The organism is Alteromonas sp. ABV2_168 (assembly GCF_056161165.1).
Genome location: NZ_JBSWYQ010000010.1, coordinates 38,049 through 60,939 on the forward strand (window position 1 = coordinate 38,049; position 22,891 = coordinate 60,939).

24 protein-coding genes and 3 tRNA genes are annotated in these 22,891 nt (G+C 49.1%); 6 read left to right on the forward strand and 21 right to left on the reverse strand.

The window, feature by feature from the left end; all coding sequences use genetic code 11:
* Positions 1–4: 4 nt before the first annotated feature.
* Positions 5–3,166 (forward strand): efflux RND transporter permease subunit, encoded by a 3,162-nt coding sequence (locus ACXAH4_RS15000; RefSeq protein ID WP_474882465.1) that lies wholly within the window; start codon positions 5–7, stop codon positions 3,164–3,166.
* Between the two features lie 17 nt (positions 3,167–3,183).
* Positions 3,184–3,666 (forward strand): N-acetyltransferase family protein, encoded by a 483-nt coding sequence (locus tag ACXAH4_RS15005; protein ID WP_474844810.1) that lies wholly within the window; start codon positions 3,184–3,186, stop codon positions 3,664–3,666.
* On the opposite strand, the gene ACXAH4_RS15010 is transcribed toward ACXAH4_RS15005, so the two are convergent.
* On the reverse strand, positions 3,663–4,088 hold the full coding sequence (locus tag ACXAH4_RS15010) for a CBS domain-containing protein (protein WP_474844809.1): 426 nt from the start codon (positions 4,086–4,088) through the stop codon (positions 3,663–3,665). The two genes, ACXAH4_RS15005 and ACXAH4_RS15010, sit on opposite strands and share 4 nt — an antisense overlap.
* A 165-nt stretch (positions 4,089–4,253) precedes the next feature.
* Between ACXAH4_RS15010 and tpx the strand changes: the two genes are divergently transcribed.
* Positions 4,254–4,748: a thiol peroxidase gene (tpx, locus tag ACXAH4_RS15015; protein ID WP_303574976.1), complete on the forward strand. Its 495-nt coding sequence runs from the start codon at positions 4,254–4,256 to the stop codon at positions 4,746–4,748.
* 168 nt (positions 4,749–4,916) lie between these two features.
* Positions 4,917–5,447: a superoxide dismutase [Cu-Zn] SodC gene (gene sodC / locus ACXAH4_RS15020; protein ID WP_474882467.1), complete on the forward strand. Its 531-nt coding sequence runs from the start codon at positions 4,917–4,919 to the stop codon at positions 5,445–5,447.
* Positions 5,448–5,504: 57 nt separating this feature from the next.
* Here the strand turns inward: sodC and ACXAH4_RS15025 are convergent.
* The 16 genes from ACXAH4_RS15025 to aspS all read right to left on the reverse strand — a co-directional run bounded on the left by ACXAH4_RS15025 (position 5,505) and on the right by aspS (position 17,874).
* Positions 5,505–5,595 (reverse strand) — tRNA-Ser (locus ACXAH4_RS15025).
* A gap of 99 nt (positions 5,596–5,694) precedes the next feature.
* Positions 5,695–6,756, reverse strand: coding sequence for a quinolinate synthase NadA (gene nadA / locus ACXAH4_RS15030; protein WP_474882468.1), 1,062 nt, complete (start codon positions 6,754–6,756; stop codon positions 5,695–5,697).
* Between the two features lie 229 nt (positions 6,757–6,985).
* Positions 6,986–7,061, reverse strand: a tRNA-Lys gene (locus tag ACXAH4_RS15035).
* Positions 7,062–7,106: 45 nt separating this feature from the next.
* Positions 7,107–7,182 (reverse strand) — tRNA-Lys (locus ACXAH4_RS15040).
* Positions 7,183–7,688: 506 nt separating this feature from the next.
* Positions 7,689–8,504 (reverse strand): tol-pal system protein YbgF, encoded by an 816-nt coding sequence (gene ybgF / locus ACXAH4_RS15045; protein WP_474882596.1) that lies wholly within the window; start codon positions 8,502–8,504, stop codon positions 7,689–7,691.
* A 22-nt stretch (positions 8,505–8,526) separates the two neighbouring features.
* Positions 8,527–9,093 (reverse strand): peptidoglycan-associated lipoprotein Pal, encoded by a 567-nt coding sequence (gene pal, locus ACXAH4_RS15050; RefSeq protein WP_303574978.1) that lies wholly within the window; start codon positions 9,091–9,093, stop codon positions 8,527–8,529.
* 36 nt (positions 9,094–9,129) lie between these two features.
* Positions 9,130–10,485: a Tol-Pal system beta propeller repeat protein TolB gene (gene tolB / locus ACXAH4_RS15055; protein WP_474882470.1), complete on the reverse strand. Its 1,356-nt coding sequence runs from the start codon at positions 10,483–10,485 to the stop codon at positions 9,130–9,132.
* 5 nt (positions 10,486–10,490) lie between these two features.
* Complete coding sequence (tolA, locus tag ACXAH4_RS15060; protein WP_474844805.1) at positions 10,491–11,303, reverse strand: cell envelope integrity protein TolA; 813 nt, start codon at positions 11,301–11,303, stop codon at positions 10,491–10,493.
* A gap of 6 nt (positions 11,304–11,309) precedes the next feature.
* A complete protein-coding gene (gene tolR, locus ACXAH4_RS15065; RefSeq protein ID WP_119500818.1) occupies positions 11,310–11,735 on the reverse strand; it encodes a protein TolR in 426 nt (141 codons plus the stop codon).
* A gap of 19 nt (positions 11,736–11,754) precedes the next feature.
* The gene (gene tolQ, locus ACXAH4_RS15070; protein WP_349585487.1) at positions 11,755–12,435 is read right to left on the reverse strand and encodes a protein TolQ; all 681 of its coding nucleotides are present in this window, start codon (positions 12,433–12,435) and stop codon (positions 11,755–11,757) included.
* Positions 12,425–12,832 carry a tol-pal system-associated acyl-CoA thioesterase gene (ybgC, locus tag ACXAH4_RS15075; RefSeq protein ID WP_474882472.1) on the reverse strand — a complete coding sequence of 136 codons (408 nt, stop codon included), beginning with the start codon at positions 12,830–12,832 and terminating at the stop codon, positions 12,425–12,427. The genes tolQ and ybgC overlap by 11 nt, the downstream gene beginning before the upstream one ends.
* A gap of 434 nt (positions 12,833–13,266) precedes the next feature.
* On the reverse strand, positions 13,267–14,271 hold the full coding sequence (gene ruvB, locus ACXAH4_RS15080; protein ID WP_474882473.1) for a Holliday junction branch migration DNA helicase RuvB: 1,005 nt from the start codon (positions 14,269–14,271) through the stop codon (positions 13,267–13,269).
* A gap of 12 nt (positions 14,272–14,283) precedes the next feature.
* Positions 14,284–14,907 carry a Holliday junction branch migration protein RuvA gene (gene ruvA, locus ACXAH4_RS15085; RefSeq protein WP_474882475.1) on the reverse strand — a complete coding sequence of 208 codons (624 nt, stop codon included), beginning with the start codon at positions 14,905–14,907 and terminating at the stop codon, positions 14,284–14,286.
* Positions 14,908–15,151: 244 nt separating this feature from the next.
* Positions 15,152–15,670, reverse strand: a complete 519-nt coding sequence (ruvC, locus tag ACXAH4_RS15090) for a crossover junction endodeoxyribonuclease RuvC (protein ID WP_119500813.1) — start codon at positions 15,668–15,670, stop codon at positions 15,152–15,154.
* On the reverse strand, positions 15,667–16,104 hold the full coding sequence (nudB, locus tag ACXAH4_RS15095) for a dihydroneopterin triphosphate diphosphatase (protein WP_474844803.1): 438 nt from the start codon (positions 16,102–16,104) through the stop codon (positions 15,667–15,669). Before nudB ends, ruvC begins: the two co-directional genes overlap by 4 nt.
* 6 nt (positions 16,105–16,110) lie before the next feature.
* Positions 16,111–17,874 (reverse strand): aspartate--tRNA ligase, encoded by a 1,764-nt coding sequence (aspS, locus tag ACXAH4_RS15100; RefSeq protein ID WP_474851134.1) that lies wholly within the window; start codon positions 17,872–17,874, stop codon positions 16,111–16,113.
* Between aspS and ACXAH4_RS15105 the strand changes: the two genes are divergently transcribed.
* Entirely contained in the window at positions 17,873–18,028 is a 156-nt protein-coding gene (locus ACXAH4_RS15105; protein WP_161599126.1) for a hypothetical protein, read from the forward strand. The two genes, aspS and ACXAH4_RS15105, sit on opposite strands and share 2 nt — an antisense overlap.
* 26 nt (positions 18,029–18,054) lie before the next feature.
* Positions 18,055–18,957: a DUF72 domain-containing protein gene (locus tag ACXAH4_RS15110; RefSeq protein WP_474882477.1), complete on the forward strand. Its 903-nt coding sequence runs from the start codon at positions 18,055–18,057 to the stop codon at positions 18,955–18,957.
* A 108-nt stretch (positions 18,958–19,065) separates the two neighbouring features.
* Here ACXAH4_RS15110 and ACXAH4_RS15115 read toward each other — a convergent pair whose 3' ends face one another.
* The 4 genes from ACXAH4_RS15115 to ACXAH4_RS15130 form a co-directional block, all read right to left on the reverse strand.
* A complete protein-coding gene (locus tag ACXAH4_RS15115) occupies positions 19,066–20,406 on the reverse strand; it encodes a sigma 54-interacting transcriptional regulator (protein WP_119500809.1) in 1,341 nt (446 codons plus the stop codon).
* A complete protein-coding gene (locus ACXAH4_RS15120) occupies positions 20,403–20,996 on the reverse strand; it encodes a hypothetical protein (protein WP_119500808.1) in 594 nt (197 codons plus the stop codon). The genes ACXAH4_RS15115 and ACXAH4_RS15120 overlap by 4 nt, the downstream gene beginning before the upstream one ends.
* Positions 20,996–22,396, reverse strand: a complete 1,401-nt coding sequence (locus tag ACXAH4_RS15125; protein WP_349586212.1) for a sensor histidine kinase — start codon at positions 22,394–22,396, stop codon at positions 20,996–20,998. Before ACXAH4_RS15125 ends, ACXAH4_RS15120 begins: the two co-directional genes overlap by 1 nt.
* A gap of 98 nt (positions 22,397–22,494) precedes the next feature.
* Positions 22,495–22,767 carry an EF-hand domain-containing protein gene (locus ACXAH4_RS15130; protein ID WP_474844800.1) on the reverse strand — a complete coding sequence of 91 codons (273 nt, stop codon included), beginning with the start codon at positions 22,765–22,767 and terminating at the stop codon, positions 22,495–22,497.
* Positions 22,768–22,891 lie beyond the last annotated feature (124 nt).

Sequence of the window (22,891 nt, forward strand, 5' to 3'; positions counted from 1 at the left end):
AGTTATGCATCAGGAATACGATACGAACCGCGGCGTGATTGCCTGGTTCGCCAGAAACTCTGTTGCTGCAAACCTGTTGATGGGTTTTATTATCATCATGGGTTTGTCTGCCTATTCCTCTATCCAGAAACAAATGTTCCCCAACGTCGAGGTTAACTACATCCGTGTTGATGTGAGTTACCCGGGCGCGTCTCCGCAGGAAATTGAAGAAGGGATCCTGATAAAGATTGAAGAGGCGGTAAAAGACGTTTCTGAAATCAACAGTACGATCTCAAGAGCTTACCGCAACGGTGGCGAAGTCAATATGGAGATTGACGATAAGGAAGAACTGAGCGACGTTCTGGATAAAATTAAACTGAAAGTCGACAGCATTGCCACCTTCCCTGCAGACATGGAACCGGTGAATATCCGGCAACTGGCGTTCAGGCAGCAAGTTATCGACATGCCCATTGTGGGCGATCTTCCGCTTAAAGATTTGAAAGTCCTGGCGAAAGAAGTCGAGGATGAATTATTACTGCTGGATAACGTTTCGCTGGTCGACGTGGGCTATCCCGAAGACGAAATTGCCATTGAAGTAAATCCTGATCAGTTACGTAAATACAATCTTTCTATCAGTGATATCAGCACCGCCATCAGGGCGTATTCCACCAACCTGTCTGCCGGACAACTGAAAACCCGCTCTGGCATTATCTCTGTGCGTGTTGAGAACCAGTACTACCGTGGCGAAGAATTTGCTGCCATCCCGGTTAAAGTCGGCACCGGCGGTGCCAAGGTATTGCTTGGCGATGTGGCAGAGATCCGCGATGCCTTTACCGAGGGCGAATACTACTTCAAGTATTCCGGTAAAAACGCTATCTATATTTCGGTTAAAGCAACACCTTCACAGAATATTGTGCCAGTGGCAGAAACAGTAAAAGCTTACATTGCGCATAAAAATGAACAATTTCCGGAAGGTGTGTCGCTGGAAACCATGGTCGACATGACTTACTACCTCGACGGCCGTCTGGACATGATGCTAAAAAACCTGCTGCAGGGTGCCATTCTGGTTGCATTATTGCTGACCATTTTCTTACGCTTCAGACTCGCCTTCTGGGTCATGCTCGGGCTGCCGGTCTGTTTTCTCGGCGCAGTGATGATGATGCCGCTTCTCGGTATCAGTCTGAACATTATTTCTCTGTTTGCCTTCATCATGGTGCTGGGTATTGTGGTGGATGACGCCATCGTCATCGGAGAAAGTGCCTACACAGAAGTTGAAAGCAAAGGCAGCGGTATTAATAACGTGATCCGCGGTGCCAAGCGTGTCGCAACACCGGCAACCTTCGGGGTGCTGACCACCATCGCCGTGTTTGCTCCCTTCACATTAAGTGACGGTATGGACGGACCTTTCATGGTGAACATCGCCGTGGTGGTGATTTGTTGTCTGGTTTTCAGTCTCATTGAATCCAAACTTATTCTGCCGGCGCACATCGCTCACACCACATTTAAGCCGGTGAAGCCGGACAGCTGGCGCGCCCGTTTTAACAGCCGCTTTAATGGCTTTGTCAACGGTCCGTACAAGCGTACCGTCATTAAAGCCATTGAATGGCGATGGGCTGTGCTGATGGTGTTTGTGGCACTGCTGATGCTGGCACTGGGTTTAATTCAGGGCAATTTCATTCGCATGGTCCCTCAAGGCAAAGTGCCCCACGACTTCCCTTCAGTCCGCGTTGAAATGAACGAAAACGTACCGGACAGCGCCGTACTCGATGCGTTAAAAATCATTGAAAAAACCATCCTCGATGAAGATGAAAAAATCAAACAGGAGTTTGGTGGCGACGGCATGGTCCGGGATATTCTGGTGTTCAACGACGACCGTACTAACGGCGAAGTGTTTGCACCACTGGTAGATGAAAGTAAACGGGTAATTAATACCTTCGAACTTGCCAGACGCTGGCGTGAAGCCATGCCGGACATTCCGGCAATGAAATCACTGGTTGTCATAGATGATATCAACGGCGGCAGCGATGACGGCGAATTTGGTTTTCTGCTGTTCGGGCCGGAGCTGGAGACCCTGAACGCGGCCGGGTTGGCTTTCATTGAGATGCTACAGCGGGAAGAAGGCTTGTTTGACGTCAGCTCAACTATCGATCCCGCCAGCAAAGAAGTACAGATGAAACTGAAGCCGGTGGCCTACGATCTTGGTCTTACGCTGCAAAACATCGCCGGGCAGATTGGCAGCAGCTTTTATGGTGGCGAAGCCCAGCGGGTGATCCGTGACGGCGAGGAAGTTAAGGTCATGGTGCGTTACCCTGCCCTTCAGCGGGAACGGCTTGCCGATCTTAAATACAGTGTGATTACCACTCCTGCCGGTCAGGAAGTCATGCTGGGTGACATCGCGGAGCTGACCGAAGCCCCCGGCATCAGCTATATCCGCCGTGAAAGTGGCTATCGCAGTGTATATATCTGGGGCAGCATCGACGAACAGAAAGTAGAACCGGGTGAAGCTATAAAAGCCATCTATGAAAACTTGCTACCGGAACTGCAAAAAACCTACCCCGGTGTCATGACAGAACTGGGCGGTGATATTGAAGAGCAACAGGCACAGCAGGATCAGCAAATGCTGTTTTTCACTGCCGCTATGATTATGGTGTACATACTGCTGGCCGTGCCGTTAAAGAGCTACAGCCAGCCTCTCATCATTATGTCGGTTATCCCTTTCAGCTTCACCGGCGCAGCATTCGGACATTTCCTGCTCGGCTATGATCTCAGTACCATGTCGTTTTTCGGTCTGATTGCCGCCGCCGGGGTTGTGATTAATGACTCACTGGTGATGACAGATTTTGTTAACCAGCGCCGCCGTCAGGGGTACAGTACCCGGGATGCTGTGGAAGAAGCGGGTTCTGCCCGTTTCAGAGCCATTACGCTCACATCCATTACGACTTTTGCGGGTGTACTGCCCATTCTCTTTGAAACAAGCCTTCAGGCTGTTCTGGTGATTCCTATGGCTATCGCGCTGGGATTTGCTGTAATGTACGCCACACTGGTGACGCTTATTCTGGTGCCCTGTCTGTATCTCATTCTTATTGATTCAGGCAATGCCTTTAAATGGCTGTTTCATCACATTGTCCGGATTGCGAAGCATGTAACGCCCGGACGAAAATCCACCGGCCAGCCACGCACGGAATAATTTACGGAGTTTCTTTGATGAGCCAACTTACCATCCGTCCTGCAGTAGTGCAGGACAGCCAGCAAATACTCGATTTCATTACCGAACTGGCGGTATATGAAAAAGCAGAGCATGAAGTAAAAGCAACCATAGCGCATATTGAGGATACCCTGTTTTCAGATCAACCAAAGGCACACTGTGTGCTGTGTGAAAATGAAAACGGCCCGGTTGGCTTTGCCATCTATTTTTTCAGTTATTCCACCTGGCAGGGACAATACGGCATTTATCTGGAAGATTTGTATGTATCACCGGCATCCAGAGGCTGCGGTGCAGGCAAAGCTCTGCTGAAACATCTGGCAAAGATCGCAACAGAACAAAACTGCGGCCGTTTTGAATGGAGCGTACTGGACTGGAATCAACCCGCTATTGATTTTTACGAGTCTATTGGCGCCAAACCACAAGGTGAGTGGATAAGATACCGACTGGACGGCGACGCCCTCAAACAGTTCGCCGCAGATTAATTTTGTTGCCTGGCGGTTACCTTGTCTTCCATGTAGCGAAGAATATCCCGCCAGGATAATACCCCGACAGGTTCGTCTTTTGCATTGATGACCGGCAGGCATGACAAGCGGTGACGGTTAAAGGTGCTGATGGCGTTAAGAACGGAACTGTGTTCTTTAACGGTAATCACGTCACGGGTCATGATTTGATGTGCCCGCCGTTCCAGCGTCGCCCTGTCTTTCGCCCTTTCTGAAATCGTATCGATAAACGGGCTCAGAGCTTTCAGTAAGTCTCTGTCAGAAATAATCCCGGTGAGTTTGCGGCCCTCGACAACCAGTAAATGATGAAACCCGGTGGCTTCAAACAGCTCCTTAATGGTGTGCAGGCTGTCGTCCATTTTCACGCTCACCACCCGCTGACTCATAATACTATTAACGCTCACAACGCTCCCCCGCTTATCTCTTTACGTTCTGAGTATACGGCATATAACCGCTTTACAAAGCAGACAGAAAAATAATTAGATAAATTGCGGATTAAGCGGTTGAAATCCCGCCTGACTCCATCAATATAGATCATGAACATTTACTCCAATTATGAAGGAACTTCCATGGCAACAGTTACATTACAGGGCAATCCGTTAGAAACTCTGGGTGATTTACCCGCCGTTGGCACACCTGCACCGGCGTTTGAGCTGGTAAAATCCGATTTATCTACCGTAAGCTCTGCAGATTTGTCAGGTAAGAAAGTGGTACTGAACATCTTTCCGTCTGTAGATACCGGCACGTGTGCCATGTCTGTACGTAAATTCAATGAAAAAGCCGCTTCACTGGACAACACTGTGGTCATTTGTGTATCTGCGGACCTGCCATTCGCTGCCGGCCGTTTCTGTGGCGCAGAAGGGATTGAAAACGTTCTGACCGGTTCAACGTTCCGCTCAGATTTTGGCACAGACTACAATGTGACTTTCACCACCGGTCCACTGACAGGCCTGTTATCACGCAGCGTTGTGGTGATTGATGAAGAAGGCAAAGTGGCCTACACCCAGCAGGTTGCTGAAACGGCTGATGAGCCGGATTACGAGGCAGCTATTGCCGCTCTGTAAGCATCATTTTTTCTTAAGCGAAGCAGCCTCTGATGGCTGCTTTTTTGTATTTGTCACCGTTAAAATCTGATCTCCCTTCCGTGCTGACCGGGTAGAAACCCTGACAGCCACTGCAAGAACCGCTTCTCCACTGCAACGGCCCTCAGATTTCATTTACACGGAGACTTCATGAAAAAATCAGTCCTCGTTTTATCTATGTCATTATTTTTCGCAGCCGGTAGCATTGCTGCAGAAGACGAAGAATTTTTCACTGTTACCTTGAAAGACCCTGCCACCGGTGAATCAGCCGGCACCGTAAAAATTGAAGAGAGCGAATACGGACTGGTGTTTACACCGGCATTATCCGGTCTTGAGGCAGGCGGACACGGCTTCCACGTGCATGAAAATCCGTCATGCGATTCTGCCATGAAAGACGGAAAGAATGTTCCCGCCGGTGCAGCAGGCAGTCATATGGACCCGGAAAAAACCGGTCAGCACGGTTATCCCTGGGCTGATAACAGCCACATGGGTGATTTACCCATACTGCTGGTTGATGATGAGGGCAATGCCAGCCATCCGGTACTGGCACCACGGTTATCACTGGAAGACGTAAAAGACAAAGCATTGATGGTTCACCAGGGCGGTGATAACTACTCGGACGCGCCGGAGAAACTTGGCGGCGGTGGCGCAAGAGCATTGTGCGGTGTGATTGGTGCCTGATATTCAGTTTTAAGCCTGAAAAGCAAAAACCCGCAATGAATGCGGGTTTTTAGTATCTGGCGGAGAGAGAGGGATTCGAACCCTCGATACGCTATTAACGTATACACACTTTCCAGGCGTGCGCCTTCAGCCACTCAGCCATCTCTCCGGAATTGTCTGACGAAATTCGTCAAAGCGCGCGTATAGTAGGGAAAGTCTCCCGCTGAATCAAGTACTCACCGGGAAAAAAACCTCAACTGCGCTTTTATTAAGCAATTGCCAGCTTTTTCTGCTTCAGTTGTGCTGAAAAGTTGAGCATTCTGTCCAGCGGAATGAGGGCTTTGTGACGCAAAGCTTCATCCACATGGATTTCGTGATCATTCACACCCTCTGTCAGGCTGTTGTAGATGGCCTGTAAGCCGTTCATTGCCATCCACGGGCAGTGAGCACAACTTTTACAGGTTGCGCCGTTACCGGCCGTTGGAGCTTCAATAAACGTCTTCTCTGGCATCAGTTGTTGCATCTTATAGAAAATGCCTTTGTCTGTTGCCACAATAAACGTGTTGTTAGGCATATCCTGAGCGGCCTGAATCAGCTGACTTGTCGAACCGGCAGCATCCGCAAGATCAACCACACTGGCAGGTGATTCCGGATGCACAAGAATGGCTGCATCAGGGTACACTGCTTTCATATCACTCAGTTTCTGCGCTGAAAACTCGTCATGAACAATACACTCGCCCTGCCACATCAGCATATCAGCACCGGTTTTCTTCGCAATGTATGCACCCAGGTGGCGGTCAGGGCCCCAGATGATAGGTTTACCCTGCTCGTCCAGATGCTCAACAATTTCCAGCGCAATACTGGATGTCACCACCCAGTCGGCTCTTGCTTTTACAGCAGCAGACGTATTGGCGTAAACAACCACGGTGTGATCAGGGTGCGCGTCACAGAAAGCACTGAATTCTTCCACCGGGCAACCGATATCCAGCGAACAGGTTGCTTCCAGGTTTGGCATCAGTACGGTTTTTTCAGGACTGAGAATTTTTGCTGTTTCACCCATGAAGCGGACACCGGCAACGATTAACGTTTGCTCAGTGGCATCACGGCCAAAGCGTGCCATCTCCAGAGAGTCCGCAACGCAACCACCGGTTTCCTCGGCCAGCGCCTGAATCTCGGGGTCAGTGTAATAGTGAGCTACCAGAACAGCATTACGATCACGCAGCAGTTGCTTGATCTGTTCCTTCAGTTCGGCCTTGCGCACATCAGTAAGCGACGCAGGCTTGGCCGGGAACGGATAATCAACTTGATCGACTCTGAAAGCAATAGTCATAACAAATAGCCTGAATAATCGACAATAGGGCGACGGATTATACCCGACTGTCATAAAAATTACATAGGGATACGCTATGAATAAAAGTGTTTGCCCGGATTAAAGCGCTATGACTTATAACAGTGCAATGCTTTTGCGGTTAATAAAGCTGATAACGAATCGGGATAATATCTAACAGGAAGTATTTAAGAATTTTAAGAGGTTCCGGATAACCGGAGCAAAGATAAGATGGTGGGTCGTGCTGGATTCGAACCAGCGACCAATTGATTAAAAGTCAACTGCTCTACCAACTGAGCTAACGACCCATCTTATGGTTGCGGTGAAAAGCGACATTCTCACATAGGAGAAAGTGGTGGGTCGTGCTGGATTCGAACCAGCGACCAATTGATTAAAAGTCAACTGCTCTACCAACTGAGCTAACGACCCTTTCGCCTTTCTGCGTCACCACTCTGTGGCAACGGCGGCATATAATACTCAGATTCTGAGGCAGTGCAACCTTAAATCCGGATTTATTTTCACTTTTCTCGTTTTTCTTGTTCAAACGGTCAAAATGAAATCAAATCGTACAGTATTCCCCCGCTTTTCGGAGAGTTATTTTGAATTTAACCCTGCCCGACAGATAAAAATGTAGCATCCGGACGCGAAATTGCAGTGGGATTTGCCTGAATTTTTTCTCATCTTTAAAAAAAATTTTGTGCAACTGCCGGATTATTCACCAATTTTCTCAAAATAATTTTAATTATTTTTGAGACGCCGGCAACAGATGGTTATTTTTCGTTCTCAACGTCACACTTCGCAGACAAAGTTGTAGTGACAAAATTGAGTACATCACCGCTAACTTTTGATTTTCCGTATAGAAAACAGGCAGGCGTATTTTACGCAGAATTTCGCGGGCAATAAAAAACCTCCCGGAGGAGGTTTTTTTAATCAGCTTATAATCCGGATAAACGGGACTGGGCAAGTTTGGTGGCTGATGAATCAGGATATTCATTGACCACTTGCTGAAACAGGCTTCTGGCCTGCCCTTTGTTGCCCTGTCTTTCTGCTATCACTCCAAGCTTAAGTAATGCGTCAGGTCGTTTGGGAGAGTCTGAGAAGCGATCAATAACAATATTGAACTGTTCAGATGCATCAGACCACTTTTGCTGATTAAACAGCAACTGCCCTAACCAATAATGCGCGTTGGGCGCGTATTCACTGTTTGGATAAGATGACAGGAAAGACTGAAAAGCCGGAATGGCTTTGTCGTATTCTCTGGATTTCAGGATCAGATTGACTGCAGCGTCATAGGCATCACTCTCGCTTTCTGCGCTGGCCTGTGCCGGTGACTGAGGTTTCGACGGTGTTGGCTGAGACGGCGCAGGTGATGAATAATCAGAAGCTGAACCGGATGCACTGCCCACACCAGCCTGCTTTAACGCTTCAACACGCTTGTCAATTTCCAGATACAACTCGCGTTGGCGCTCAAGCACTTTCTCAAGTTGATTGGTGTGCACTTCTACAGCCCCGCGCAACTCGTCAATTTCACCCTGCATGGTGTCGAGTTGTTGCTGTAAACGGTGCTGCATTTGCGTGCGACTGTCTACCATTCGCTCCAGTACAGTGATGCGTTGCTCTAACGTGCTGGAGGAATTACCTGAATTAGCCGTTTGCTGCGAGCTGCTGTTACCGACATCATAAACAGGAGCCTGAGCTTGCGCTGCGGCTGAAATACAAAGGGCGGCACACATGGTGACGCCCTGAATCATTGGTTTAACCAAAGCTTAACCCTTATTGGTAAACTACGATACCACGACGGTTTTGTGCCATCGCGTATTCAGTTGACCCCATAACCGCTGGCTTCTCTTCACCGTAAGAAACAGTAGAGATTTGGCTGCTGCTTACACCTGCGTTCATCAGGTAAGTTTCAACAGCTTGTGCACGACGTTCACCCAGAGCAATGTTGTACTCTGGTGTACCGCGCTGGTCAGTGTGACCTTCGATAACCACATTTTGATCCGGGTTGTTTACCAGGAACTCAGCGTGTTTATCCAGTAAAGCCTGGAATTCTGCTTTAATCGTTGCACGGTCGAAATCAAAGTAAACGGTTTGCTCTTTTTTCAGCGCCGCTTTCTGCTCTTCAACCATTTCCTGCTGACGTTGCATGCGGGTAGCAGCTTCTGCCTGTACACGCGCCTGTTCAGCTTCACGAGCCTGACGTTCCGCTTCTGCCTGCTCCTGGGCAACACGGTTACGTTCAGCGGCCAGTTCTTCTTCAGACGGGCCGGAAGAACAAGCCATCATAGTCACCACTGGCAAGGCAATAATGAAGCTTTTCATCACTTTATTCATTTGCATCCTCTTAATCCTTATATTTATTTGTGTATATCTGTTTTAAAACAAAAATGGTGACCAACTCGGCGACTTCACTTGTCCATTTGTGGCTGGTAACCTGGCCTTAAAGCGCCCGTCTAAAGACACCAGAGATAAAACCTGTGTGCCATTGTGAAGGGTACTGTAAATAATCATGCTTCCATTCGGCGCAATACTCGGAGACTCGTCCAGAAAGGTCTTCGTCAGTACTTGTATTCCGCCATTTTCCAATCCAAGTTTAGCGATACGGTAATCACCCCGTGTGCGATTTACCAATACCATTTGTTTACCGTCAGGTGTAATGGTACCGCCAAGATTCTGTTCGCCTTCAAATGTAAGGCGTCTAACCTTACGAGAAGATAAATTTACGCTATAAATCTGAGGTTTACCACCCCGTTCCGAGCTAAATGTTAAGCTCTTGCCATCCGGTGTCCAGGCCGGCTCCGTATCGATGGCACGATTTCGCGTAATACGCTGTAAATTTTTCGTCGCAATATCCATCACATAGATTTCCGGATTGCCATCTTTTGACAACACCATTGCCAGACTTTTACCATCCGGCGAGAAAACCGGGCTGCTGTTGATGCCGGGGAAATCCGTCATCTTTGTGCGCGCCATGGTGTAAATATCCTGGATAAAAATCTGCGGACGTTTGTTCTCGAAACTGACATAAGCCAGTTTCTCACCGTCAGGCGACCATGATGGTGACATTAACGGCTCAGGTGAAGACAATAATCTTGTCTCATTTTCACCATCATAATCTGAAATAACCAGCTGGTACGGCCGCTTTTCTTTATTTCTGTCACGCACCACAACATACGCTAAACGGGTGAGGAACGCACCGCGTTCACCTGTCAATTTTTCGTAAACCACATCACTGATGCGGTGAGCGTACTGACGAAAATCCGCAGAGCCGATTACCGACTGGCGGGCATCAATCACATGATCGGCACTGTCAACCAGTTTGCCATTGCTCATACCCTGACTTTTGCCGCCGGTAACCTGACCACGCAACACATCAATCAGCTCAAATGATACTCTGTATCTGTCAGCCCCTTCCGGCGCCACGCTGCCCACGACAATGGTGTCCACACCGGTAGCCGCCCAGGCACTGTAATTAACCTGCTTATCGGTTGCCGGCTGCTGTGGCATTTTTGCAACGGCAATCGGGTTAAACTTGCCACTGCGCATTAAATCTGCCATCACCACTTCGGAGATGTTCTCCGGCATCTGGCCGGCTCCTTCCCATTTAAACGGGACAACACCTATCGGGCGCGCACTGTCTACCCCTTCAGTGATCACTATTTCCAATGCTGCCTTTGCCATACCACTAGCGCTTAGTATGACAAGACCTAATAACATCCTGATTTTTTTCATCGTCACTACAGTCTCACCGTTATGTTTATATCTCTTATTTGTTCGTACACGGCCGGATCATCCGACATAGGCAACTTATCCGGCCGGCGCACGGCTGCTTCTGCTGCACGGCATAACGCATCATCACCACCCAGGCGTTTAACCTGAGTCACGTAACCTGACGTTGCAAGGCGAATATTCAGACGGCATTCTTTACCCTTAAAGCTGTCATCTGCATACAGGAAGCTTTGCACCTTAGAGGTTATCAACGCCCGGTATCGATCAACTTCAGACATCACCTGTTTCCGGCGACGCTGAGCCTGAGCTGCGCGTTCAGCTTCGGCTTTCTCCTGCAAAATCCTTTCCTGTTCTGCTTTTTCACGGGCTTCTTTTGCTTTTCTTTCCGCGTCGGCTTTTTCCTGTGCCTCCCGCTGCTTACGTTCTTTCTCCTTTTGCGCAGCAATACGCTTAAGTTCCTGCTGCTTTTGACGCTCAGCTTCTTCGCGGCGCTTCTTATCTGCCGCTTTCTTTTCAGCTGCCTGTCTGGCCGCCTGCTCTTCTTTCCGCTTGCGCTCCTGAGCGGCTGCTTCTCTGGCTTTGCGCTGACGGGCATCGGCTTCCGCCTGAGCCTTCTCGGCTGCAGCCTCTTCAGCACGCTTCTTATCGGCAATGGCCTGCGCGTCGATGAATGTTGCCTGAATGACAGGCGCATCACTGTTGCTTACAGGCTCGAAAGGATCGGGCGAAAAACTGACGCTAATTAGCAACACTACAGCAATCGCCACGTGAACGCCAATGGCTTTAGCTAATGCCTGCTGATTAGAATTTAATTTACGCATACTTTTTTATGATTCGTCCACCGGGTCTGTCATTAATCCCACTGACGGCACCCCTGCTTTTTGCAGCAAGACCATCAACTGAATCACTTCGTTATATGCAACCTGTCCGTCCCCTTTCACCACCACCGGCGTTTGCGGTTCAGACTTTAATTTTTCGGCCACCAGTGCAGTAAGTTCCTGCGTACCCAACGGGGTTTCCTGGTCGTTGCCAACGTTCAGGTAATAGTTACCCTGTACGTCCACCGAAGCGATGAGCGGCGGCGTATCTTCCTGCTCAATCGGCTGGGCGCTGGCTTTCGGCAATTCCACTTTCACGCCCTGGGAAATAAGCGGCGCGGTAACCATAAAAATGATCAGCAGTACCAGCATCACGTCGATATAAGGCACCACGTTAATTTCGGATACCGGACGACGCCGTTTACGAATGTACATAATCAGTCTCCGGACATCGTTACTGTGGCTGTGCCGTCATCGCCTGACGGTGCAATATGGCAGAAAACTCTTCCATGAAATTCCCGTAGCTGTTCTCCAGTTTCTCAACTTTATGGCTGAAGCGGTTGTAAGCGATAACTGCCGGAATAGCAGCAAAAAGACCGATAGCGGTTGCAATAAGGGCTTCTGCAATACCCGGCGCCACCATAGCCAGTGTGGCCTGCTGCACTTCACCCAGAGCAATAAATGCATTCATGATGCCCCATACCGTACCGAACAGACCGATGTAAGGACTGATAGAGCCGGCAGTAGCCAGAAAGGGCAAACGGCTTTCCAGCTCTTCCACCTGACGGGACATAGATACACGCATTGCACGGTAGGTACCGTCGACAATGCCGTTCACTGCATTGTTACCTTTGCGCAGACGCACAAATTCTTTAAAACCGGCGCAGAAAATATTGGCCATCCCTGTTACATCAGAACGGGCGGATAATTCCTGATAAAGACGGTTGAGATCTGCGCCTGACCAGAATTTGTCTTCAAACTGGCGCATTTCTTTATCTGCTGCATTCAATGCTTTGGTACGCTGAAAAATGAACGTCCATGAAGCCACTGACACACTGAGCAGCAACAACATAATAAGCTGAACAACAAAACTGGCCTGAAGGAACAGACCGATAAAGGTTAAATCAGATTCCACTAGCTAAATCCCCTGATAAAGTGGCTGGTAATTTCCGTGGCTTCATTGCCACAGGGTCTACACACACAATTTTTATGTCCGCCGACACTAAACAGTTGTCTTGCGGATCTTTTATTTCTTGTCTGAAAGTTAAACTTGCGCCCTTCAATTCTACAATTTGCGATTCAATACTCAACAATTGATTAAATCTGGCCGGCGCATGGTTATGCATTTCAACCCGTTTGACGACAAAGGCTATGGATTGTTCCATCAACTTGTCCTGTTCGTAGCCCAGCGATCTCAACCACTCGGTTCTGGCCCGCTCCATGAACTTCAGATAATTCGCATAATACACAATACCGCCGGCATCTGTGTCTTCGTAATAAACCCGCACCGGCATGGTATGTTTTGCAGACATGCAATACTCCACTTTTAAAAATGTAATGAAAACGTCATAAAGAAAAACTTACCGGGGAACTCACCAAATGGTCCATTTATGCCGTTGAAACGCTTTATTCCTGCGGTAAAAACAAATTCCAAGGCCAGTCATTAACAGCAACTTAACACATTAATTTTTCTAATGGTAAAAAATAATTTTCCTCAATTGTCAGGTTCAGAAACTACTCTATAATGCGCCCATCTGTCGAACAGAGTGAAGCGGTTCTGGAACGGTTTCACACGAGTTTTCTCCTGATTGACATGAGTTCCCTGGATTTATTTCCTTCAACACTTGTTGTTTTAGCCCGTTCAATTTGAGCGGGCTTTTTTTATGCCCGAAAGAAAATATCATAAATAGCAGCAGAAAGAAGAAATGGCCGGCCAATGAATCACTGACCGGCAAGAAAGGATATTTTAGCTTTTTGGTTCAAATCCGAAATGCAGGTAAGCCCGCTGAGACACAATACGGCCTCTCGGGGTGCGCTGAAGGAACCCTTGCTGAATAAGAAACGGCTCAATGACGTCTTCGATGGTTTCCTTTTCTTCCCCGATTGCGGCTGCCAGATTATCAAGCCCCACCGGACCTCCGTCGAATTTATCGATAATGGCCGTCAGCAGTTTTCTGTCCATGTAATCAAAGCCTTCTTTATCCACATCCAGCATATCCAGCGCTTTCGCTGCAATGTCTGCATGTACTTTTCCGTCGGCTTTAATTTCTGCATAGTCTCTGACACGGCGAAGCAAACGGTTTGCGATCCGCGGCGTACCACGGGAGCGCCGCGCCACTTCCTCAGCACCGGCTGCATCCATATCCAGATTCAGATAACTGGCGCTGCGCTGAATAATGGTGGTGAGATCTTTGATATTGTAAAACTCAAGACGTTGCACAATACCGAAACGGTCACGCAGAGGCGAAGTCAGAGAGCCGGCACGGGTGGTCGCCCCCACCAGCGTGAACGGTGGTAAATCCAGTTTAATAGAGCGGGCAGCCGGGCCTTCACCTATCATGATATCAAGCTGATAGTCTTCCATAGCCGGATACAGGATTTCTTCCACCACAGGGCTCAGACGATGAATTTCATCAATGAACAACACATCATTTTTTTCAAGATTGGTAAGCAGTGCTGCCAGATCGCCGGCCTTTTCCAGCACCGGACCGGATGTGGTTTTAATATTCACGCCCATTTCATTAGCAACAATATTTGCCAGCGTGGTTTTTCCTAATCCCGGAGGACCGAAAATGAGCAGGTGATCAAGGGCATCATCACGATTGCGCGCCGCCTGAATAAAAATTTCCATCTGTTCACACACATGGGGCTGACCTGTGTAGTCAGCCAGCATTTTCGGCCGAATGGCGCGGTCAATGACTTCGTCTTCTGTAGTAGCAGAAGGCGCAATCAGTCTATCAGCTTCAATCATCAAAAATTTCCGTTAAAGTGCCGCTTTTAAAGCTTCGCGGATAAGACTTTCGCTACCCATACCGTTCTGATAAACAGATTCAACCAGCTTACTTGCCTGAGCAGGTTTATACCCTAAGGCAATCAGTGCACTTTGTGCTTCTTCTCTGGCATCGTTTACAGGCACAATAGTGTTCATGAATTTGGCGTCTACGTCTACGTCTACGGGCATGGGAACAGCTTGTTGCTTACCGAATTTCGCCAGCCGGTCTTTCAGTTCAACCACCAGCCTTTCGGCAGTTTTCTTACCGATGCCCGGTAGGCTGACCAGTGCACTCACATCTTCATTCTGCACGCTAATCAGGAATTGTCCTGCAGACATGCCAGACAGAATGGTAAGGCCCAACTTCGGCCCCACACCATTGGCCTTAATCAGTTCGCGGAACAGCTCACGTTCCATTTTATCGGCAAAACCAAACAGCAATTGTGCGTCTTCGCGCACCACAAAGTGGGTATAAACCGCCACACTCTCACCTACTGCTGGTAGTTGATAAAAACTGGTCATCGGCATCTGAATTTCATAGCCAATACCGTTCACATCGATTAATACTTCCGGGGGCTGTTTTTCTAGTAATCGCCCTTCAATTCTTCCAATCATTTTTTTGATAACCAAATTAGGTGCCCGACTATAATGACCGCCTTCATTTCGCAGCCAATTCGTGCTCAATTGCAAAAATAGCCAAGCATCATTTTTTAGGTGCAAAAGGCTCGCAGAGACACTAGTCGGGGACGTTTAAAACCTTCTGCAGCATGGATGCTGCAGCAGAGCCCCCAGGGATGGGTTCACGGCGTGTTTTAAACGGCACCGGCATGTGTCTCCAGAAGAGCCTGCTAGCACCGATTCAGCGTAGGCGGCGACGGACGGTTTTACTGGCCTGTCCCGCCATGTTAATCAGACTTTGTTCCGTGTGTGCATGGCACAGCGCTACAGCAAGGGCATCGGCAGCATCGGCCTGAGGCGTTCCCGGCAAATTAAGCAAATGTTTAACCATATGCTGTACCTGGGTTTTCTCCGCACTACCCTTTCCGACAACAGCCTGTTTGATTTGTCTCGCCGAATATTCAGCCACTGGCAATTCAGACTGCGTAGCCGCCACAATGGCAGCCCCTCTTGCCTGCCCGAGCTTCAATGCAGAATCCGGGTTTTTCGCCATAAAAACCTGCTCTATGGCAAATTGCTGCGGCGTGAATTCACGTATTACTTCACCCACACCGGCAAAAATTTGTGCCAGCCGGTCAGCCATAACATCGCTTTTGACACGAATGCATCCACTGCCCAAATAAACAATTTTGCCCTGTTTTCTGGCAATCACACCATACCCTGTTACACGGGAACCTGGATCTATACCCAGTATAATCATCTTCGGCACTCCGGCACAAATGCTTCTACTGCATCACGGTTTGAAGGCGACCATAATTTAGCCAGGGCATCAGGTTTGTCCAGCCATTCAAACGCCAGATGCTCAGTTAGCACAAGTTCACTGGCCGAAGAGACACAGGCACTGAAGACATGCTCAGTATTAAAACGGGTACCCTGCGGGTAACGGTGCAGCCAGCGCCGGCGGATTTCGTAGCGGTTGATATGAGAGCAGTCATTAAGCTGCAAGGGAGTCAGAACGATGCCTGTTTCTTCGGCGACTTCTCTGACAGCAGTTTCTGCAGGAAGCTCACCGGCTTCGACAGTCCCTGTTACAGACTGCCAGAATGAAGGGTCATCGTTGCGTTGTAGTAACAATATGCGGTGGTGCTCATCATAGAGCACCACCAGCACAGATTCCGGTCGCTTTAACGCCATCCGGAATTATTCAGCGTCTTTCTTAACAGTCGCAATGGCCAGTTCCGCCAGCGCTGCCGGATTTGCAGGGCCCGGTGCATCTGTCAGCGGGCATGCAGCCGTGGTGGTTTTCGGGAATGCCATTACGTCGCGAATTGACGTTGCCCCGGTCATCAGCATCACCAGACGATCCAGACCGAAAGCAAGACCAGCATGGGGCGGCGCGCCAAACTGCAGAGCTTCTAACAGGAAGCCAAACTTGTTCTGCGCTTCTTCTTCGTCAATACCCAGAATACTGAATACCGCAGACTGCATGTCCTGATTGTGAATACGCACAGAACCACCGCCCAGTTCCACACCGTTCAGTACCATGTCGTAGGCATCAGAAATCGCTTCAGCCGGGTTCGCTTTGAGCTCTTCAGCGGTCAGGCCGCGGGGTGCCGTGAACGGATGGTGACACGCAAACAGCGCGCCGTCCGCTTCTTCAAACATAGGGAAGTCAACAACCCACAGAGGTTTCCAGTCACCTTCCAGCAACTCGAAATCTTCACCCAGCTTCAGACGCAGTGCACCCATAGCTTCAGTTACTACGTTTTTGCTGTCCGCACCGAATAACAGAATGTCGCCAGCCTGTGCGCCGGTGCGCTGTAACAGCGCATCAGTAATGTCTTCAGACAGGAATTTCAGAATGGGTGATTGCAGACCTTCCTGACCAGGCTTGTCTTCATTCACTTTCATCCATGCCAGACCTTTAGCACCATAGATGCCGACGAATTTGGTGTATTCATCAATCTGCTTACGGGACAGGCTGGCACCGCCTGGCACACGGATAACCGCCACACGGCCTTTCGGATCGTTGGCCGGACCGGAGAATACTTTAAACTCTACGTTAGCCAGCAAATCAGCCACATCTACCAGTTCCAACGGGTTACGTAAGTCAGGCTTATCACTACCGAAACGCTGCATCGCTTCTGCGTATGTCATACGGGGGAATTCACCCAGATCGACATTCAGCATTTTCTGGAACAAGTCACGGATCATGCCTTCGGTGATAGACATTACGCCATCAGCATCAAGGAAGGTGGTTTCCAAATCGATTTGAGTGAATTCTGGCTGACGATCAGCACGTAAGTCTTCGTCACGGAAACATTTTACGATTTGGTAATAACGGTCCATACCCGACATCATCAGCAACTGTTTAAAAAGCTGAGGTGACTGTGGCAGCGCAAAGAATTCGCCTTTGTGAGTCCGGCTTGGAACCAGATAGTCACGGGCACCTTCCGGCGTAGCTTTCGTCAGAATCGGGGTTTCGATATCCAGGAAACCTTCTTCTTCCAGATATCGGCGTACTGCACCGGTAACACGGGCACGAAACTTCAGGCGGTCGCTCATTACCGGACGACGCAGGTCGAGGTAACGATAACGCAGACGTTGTTCTTCAGAGTTTTCCTGGTTCCAGTCCAGCGGCAGTACCGCAGACTTATTGATGATTTCCAGGCCAGTGCCAAGAATTTCAATTTCACCGGTACGCATTTGTTTGTTTATCTGACCTTCAGGGCGGGCACGCACTTTACCGGTCAGCTTCACGCAGAATTCATTACGCAGTTTATTGGCTACGTCCAGTACTTCCGGTAAATCGGGATCGAAGACCACCTGCACGATGCCTTCGCGGTCACGAAGATCGATGAAAATAACGCCGCCTAAATCACGACGCTTGTTAACCCAACCACAAAGTGTGACTTCCTGGCCGGCGTAAGATGAATCAATATTCCCACAGTAATCTGTGCGCATGGTCCCTGAACCTCTGGTAATGTGTTGTCTGCCTGGCGATGCTGACTTGCAAGGCATTGCGGTCAGTGCTTCAATGCAGCCGGACGGTGACTTGTCTCAGTCAGGCAACTATCCGGTTAAGCCTCAGACTTTAGATAAAAATAAGGTCGCATAGTATAAACAAATGCATCGTAAAGCCCAATGACTAAAAGCGATTTCCACAGCCAACTGAACAATTCTCTGCCACCTGTGTACATTGGTGTGCCTCAGTGGCAACACAGCCGCTGGCCGGGGGACTGGTTTAACGATGCCGGAGCACGAAAAAATGCCCTCGGATATTATGCAAAGCATATGAATTCAGTGGAAGGCAACACCACCTTCTATGCCCTGCCCTCACCGGACACTGTGGCCCGGTGGATTGAGCAAACCCCGCAGACCTTCCGCTTTACGTTTAAAGTCCACCAGACCATCACTCACAGTGGCGCACCGGACCCGAACCACCCTGATATTGAAAAGCAGTTGTCGCTGCTGGCCCCGTTGAAAGAACGGCTGGGCATGCTGATGTTGCAACTGCCCGCCAGCACCGGCCCTGACAGTTTGCAGGCCATTTCCGCAATGTTGCAGCAATTTCCGGCAGACATACCTCTTGGCGTTGAAGTACGTCATCCGGCATTTTTTGATAAAGGCGGCGCGGAACAACAATTTAACCGCATGCTCATAGAACAGAAGGTAAACAGGGTCATTATGGATACGCGGGGATTATTCGCCGGTCCGTCTGACAGCGAACTGACCACAGAAGTACGGATGAAAAAGCCCAGACTGCCGGTGAATGTGATTGCGACATCCACGGCACCGGTTGTGCGCTTTGTGGGTGGTAATGACGATGCCGCCAATACCCGCTGCTTACAACCCTGGATAGGAAAATGCCATCAGTGGCGGCTTGAAGGCCGCACACCATACATGTTCTTCCACAAACCGGAAAATGGCGATGCGCCCTGGCTGGCAGCAGAATTTATCGACAGTTACAACGCCTGCTATCCTGATGCAGCATTGCCTGCTCTGACTTTCGCACCACCATCTGCTGAGCAAACTTCTTTGTTTTGAAAGATTAAGAACCGGGTTGTAGAGAGGAAATAAATATCCGCACTCTGCTCATTTAACAGAGTGCGGCGGGGTATTATCAGAAAATAATGTTGGTGAAGTTACCGGCTTCTAGCGGAAATCACCGGCATCAAGCTCATGTTTTTTCATCAGCTTGTGCATATCGGTACGGTTACGACCGGCCAGCTCGGCGGCACGGGTCACGTTGCCATCGGTCATTTTCAATAATTTGTGCAGATACTTCTGTTCAAATGCATCACGGGCTTCGGTCAGTGTTGGCCAGCTCTGGCGGGTAGCCGACAGCGCCTGTTGCACCAGATGCAGCGGGATCACCGGCGTTTGTGTCAGCGCCACACACTGCTCAACTACGTTAACCAGTTGCCGAACGTTACCGGGCCATTCTGATTTCACCAGTAGCTGCATGGCATCATCAGAAAACTGCGTCACATTCACACCGTGACGCTGACCGCTTTGCTGAAGCAATGTACGGGCGAGCAACGGAATGTCTTCACTGCGCTCTTTCAGGGAAGGTAGTTTCAGATTCACCACGTTAAGACGATAATACAAATCTTCACGGAAGCTGCCCTCTTCCATTTCTTTATGCAAATCTTTGTGTGTTGCAGAAATAATACGTACGTCGATGTCCACGTGTTTAGCACTGCCCACAGGCCGGATTTGACGTTCCTGCAACGCACGCAGCAATTTGACCTGTAACGTCATTGGCATGTCGCCAATTTCATCAAGGAACAAGGTACCGCCATCCGCTTCACGGAACAAACCGGGATTTGCATGCACCGCACCGGTAAAGGCGCCCTTTGCATGACCAAACAATTCTGACTCCAGCAGGTTTTCCGGCAATGCACCACAGTTAATGGCAATAAACGGCTTGTCACGGCGGTTACTGGCACGGTGAATAGCATTCGCCAGCAGTTCTTTACCGGTACCGCTGGCACCACTGATAAGCACACTCACTTCACGCTGGGCAATACGGAAAGCCTGGTCCATCACACTGGTCATTTCCGGAGCACGGGTGATGATATCTTTGCACCACTCTTCCGGCTGAACAGATAACGACTGACTCAGGGCTTTTTGCAATAACTTGCGTAATTCGTCGTGATCCACCGGCTTAGGCAAAAAGCCGAATACACCACGCTGGGTTGCCGCAACGGCGTCAGAAATCGTACCGTGGGCTGTCATCAATATCACAGGAATATCCTTACGGACCCCCATGATTTCTTCAAATAAGCTCAGACCATCAAGGCCCGGCATACGTAAATCAGACAACACCACGTCGTAGTCATCACTACGAATTTTACGTAATGCCGCCTGACCATCTTCTACCGCCGTGACCTGATACCCTTCACCTTCAAGGCGAATGGTCAGCAGGCGAAGTAAACTTTTATCGTCGTCAACGAGCAATAATCTGGCGTTTCGCGCTCCGGATTCATTCATCGCTGCGTACTCCTGTTTTTATCCATCAGCGTTGCTTCAACTTTGAGCAACTCTTCCATCTTCTTTGTTTGTGATTCCAGTTCTTTTTCAAGCATCTGCAACTGCTTTTCTTTATCGGTGTTCACGCGGTTTAAGATCACCATTGCCGATTCAAGCTCAAGCATTTCATCGTTGGGGGCATTAACAATAGTGGCCACCACGGTTTGCATATCCGGCGTCAGCTTATCCTTCACTTCAGTCAGCCAGTGCCGGGCACGAAGGCGACTCTGATAAGGGGTGTCTACAGGCAGTGATAAAATGATTTTTTTAATTTTATCCTCTGTGGAATCGGACAACCCGGCGATAGCATCTCTGCGCACAGGCCAGCGGGTATTGTCGGCCTGAACCCACAGGTTCACCCAATAGAGCAAATCGCACTGGTGCTCAAAAGATTCTGTGTCTTTTTCTACCAGACAAAGGGAATCACTCTCCACCAGTTGCGGTGCGACCGTATTTTCCTCGACCGGAATAACTGGTGCAGACTCATTCCCTTCTATCGCTGCACATCCACCCAGCATGGCGGCCAGTGGCAGCAATAATTTGATTTTCATTAACGTTTTTCCTTCTGCGGAATGCTTACTCTAAAACAGACATCGGCATAATCTACATCAACAACAGCCACATCGCCGTGCATCAAACGGGCACAGTCTGAAACAATGGACAGGCCCAAACCCGTGCCAATGACATTGTCGTTTCTTGGATCGTCACCCCGGGTAAACGGTTCAAAAAGTTTACCCACTTTTTCCGGCGGAATCTTTTTCCCCCGGTTAGCTACATCAAGTACTGCTACCTCCTCCTGTTGATAAATTCTGACGGAAATAGGTCTGCCTATTGCACCGTGTGCCACAGCATTCGATACCAGATTATCAAGTATACGACGATACAACTCCTCGTCGACACTAATGGTTTCTACTGTTACATCCACAGTAACCTCACGGTCCTGCAGTGCCAGGGCGTAATCTTCGATACAATCTCTGACCGGATCCTGCGGATTGATGTCCGTAAATTTGGGTTCAGCCTGCTGCAGAAGCAGGTTGTAATCCAGCAGCTTTTCTACCAGCGTATTCAGGCGCTGGGTACTGGAACTGAGCAAAGACAGTACTTCAACCTGCTGGGGATTCAGCTCACCGACAACATTCTCAGAAAGCAAACTACACCCTTCTTTAATGCTTGCCAGCGGCGTTTTAAGTTCGTGGGCGGCATGTCGCAAAAGCGCAGTGCGTATATGTTCAAGCTGCTGTAAACGTTCCGCCAGCCAATGAAGATCTCTTTCTACCCCAATTAATTCGTAGGGCGCCTTCGTAGACAATGGCGGCAGCTCACCACGCTGATGGGCGAGGATCTGAATGATTTGCTTGAGCTTGCGCACCGGATTCACAATCAACTGGCTGCCGAGCAAAATCAGCAACAATGACACACTGACCAGCAGCGCCGTCGACCATGCCTGCTTGGCCTGCATATCAGTCATGTCTTCCTGCTGCACAGCCAGACGGGTTTGAATAGCCTTGTCCACGTCTTTACGGATGGCTGTAACACCGTTACTTAATGAAGCGAGATACGCATTCAGTAAAAGCTGATCGTTAATAGTGCGGAAATTTCGTAATTGCTCAATTTGCTTTTTCAGCAGCCCGCAATTTTCACTCGCCGGAACGATACCGCAGAGCTTGCTTTGCGCGCTGGCAAACTGAGCAATTGCATTGTCAGTTAAATCAGCGACGGTGGCGTTCTGGATAATGGCGTACTGACGGAGGGTACGTTCCAGATCTATGGCAGCACCGTCCAGATTTTGCAGGTAACCCACGACCGTCACGACGAAACGTGTCTCTTTGGTGGTCATCCTGCTGACTTTGGCAAGATCGCTCTGGCTTTGCCAAAGCAGTGCTATAAGGGGAACCAGCGCAAGTAAAAAACTACCTAACGTAAGTTGTCTGAGGGAACCAACTCGCAAAATTCGATCACTAAATAAAGTCCGGTTTTTCAGGATCGCATACCCCTTTCAATGCCGCAATAGATGATGGCACCAAATACCCTGTGCCATCGTTAAAAAGATTATTTAGCAGATGCGCGCATGCTGAGTAGTTCTACTTCCTCGCTGGCTTTCAGCTCGTCAATGCTCAACTGACCATCTGCATTATCGTCAATGCGACTGAAAAGACGTAACAAACGGGTATCAGCAACAGCCTCTTTAAGGGAGATATAACCGTCCTGATCTTCATCCAGTTCAGACATCCATGCTTCACCGGCATTGGCCTCTGCAACAGCGATAGCCTGAACAGCAATAATGGTAAATAACAATAAAAATACTTTCTCAATTCGCTTCATAACAACCTCCTGTGCTCGCGGGTTGTGAGCGGATGTAAAGGACTGAGACCCGTCCGGTTATACAGAAGCTCACGTTAAACAGGAGATTGCACAAGTAGTGCCAAAACACCATTAACCAACAAAA

Coding starts and splice junctions, on each gene's coding strand:
- ACXAH4_RS15000 (WP_474882465.1), top strand. CDS start 5: ATGCATCAGGAATACGATACGAACCGCGGCGTGATTGCCTGGTTCGCC.
- ACXAH4_RS15005 (WP_474844810.1), top strand. CDS start 3,184: ATGAGCCAACTTACCATCCGTCCTGCAGTAGTGCAGGACAGCCAGCAA.
- tpx (WP_303574976.1), top strand. CDS start 4,254: ATGGCAACAGTTACATTACAGGGCAATCCGTTAGAAACTCTGGGTGAT.
- sodC (WP_474882467.1), top strand. CDS start 4,917: ATGAAAAAATCAGTCCTCGTTTTATCTATGTCATTATTTTTCGCAGCC.
- nadA (WP_474882468.1), bottom strand. CDS start 6,756: ATGACTATTGCTTTCAGAGTCGATCAAGTTGATTATCCGTTCCCGGCC.
- ybgF (WP_474882596.1), bottom strand. CDS start 8,504: ATGATTCAGGGCGTCACCATGTGTGCCGCCCTTTGTATTTCAGCCGCA.
- pal (WP_303574978.1), bottom strand. CDS start 9,093: ATGCAAATGAATAAAGTGATGAAAAGCTTCATTATTGCCTTGCCAGTG.
- tolB (WP_474882470.1), bottom strand. CDS start 10,485: ATGAAAAAAATCAGGATGTTATTAGGTCTTGTCATACTAAGCGCTAGT.
- tolA (WP_474844805.1), bottom strand. CDS start 11,303: ATGCGTAAATTAAATTCTAATCAGCAGGCATTAGCTAAAGCCATTGGC.
- tolR (WP_119500818.1), bottom strand. CDS start 11,735: ATGTACATTCGTAAACGGCGTCGTCCGGTATCCGAAATTAACGTGGTG.
- ybgC (WP_474882472.1), bottom strand. CDS start 12,832: ATGTCTGCAAAACATACCATGCCGGTGCGGGTTTATTACGAAGACACA.
- ruvB (WP_474882473.1), bottom strand. CDS start 14,271: ATGATTGAAGCTGATAGACTGATTGCGCCTTCTGCTACTACAGAAGAC.
- ruvA (WP_474882475.1), bottom strand. CDS start 14,907: ATGATTGGAAGAATTGAAGGGCGATTACTAGAAAAACAGCCCCCGGAA.
- ruvC (WP_119500813.1), bottom strand. CDS start 15,670: ATGATTATACTGGGTATAGATCCAGGTTCCCGTGTAACAGGGTATGGT.
- nudB (WP_474844803.1), bottom strand. CDS start 16,104: ATGGCGTTAAAGCGACCGGAATCTGTGCTGGTGGTGCTCTATGATGAG.
- ACXAH4_RS15105 (WP_161599126.1), top strand. CDS start 17,873: ATGGTCCCTGAACCTCTGGTAATGTGTTGTCTGCCTGGCGATGCTGAC.
- aspS (WP_474851134.1), bottom strand. CDS start 17,874: ATGCGCACAGATTACTGTGGGAATATTGATTCATCTTACGCCGGCCAG.
- ACXAH4_RS15110 (WP_474882477.1), top strand. CDS start 18,055: ATGACTAAAAGCGATTTCCACAGCCAACTGAACAATTCTCTGCCACCT.
- ACXAH4_RS15115 (WP_119500809.1), bottom strand. CDS start 20,406: ATGAATGAATCCGGAGCGCGAAACGCCAGATTATTGCTCGTTGACGAC.
- ACXAH4_RS15120 (WP_119500808.1), bottom strand. CDS start 20,996: ATGAAAATCAAATTATTGCTGCCACTGGCCGCCATGCTGGGTGGATGT.
- ACXAH4_RS15130 (WP_474844800.1), bottom strand. CDS start 22,767: ATGAAGCGAATTGAGAAAGTATTTTTATTGTTATTTACCATTATTGCT.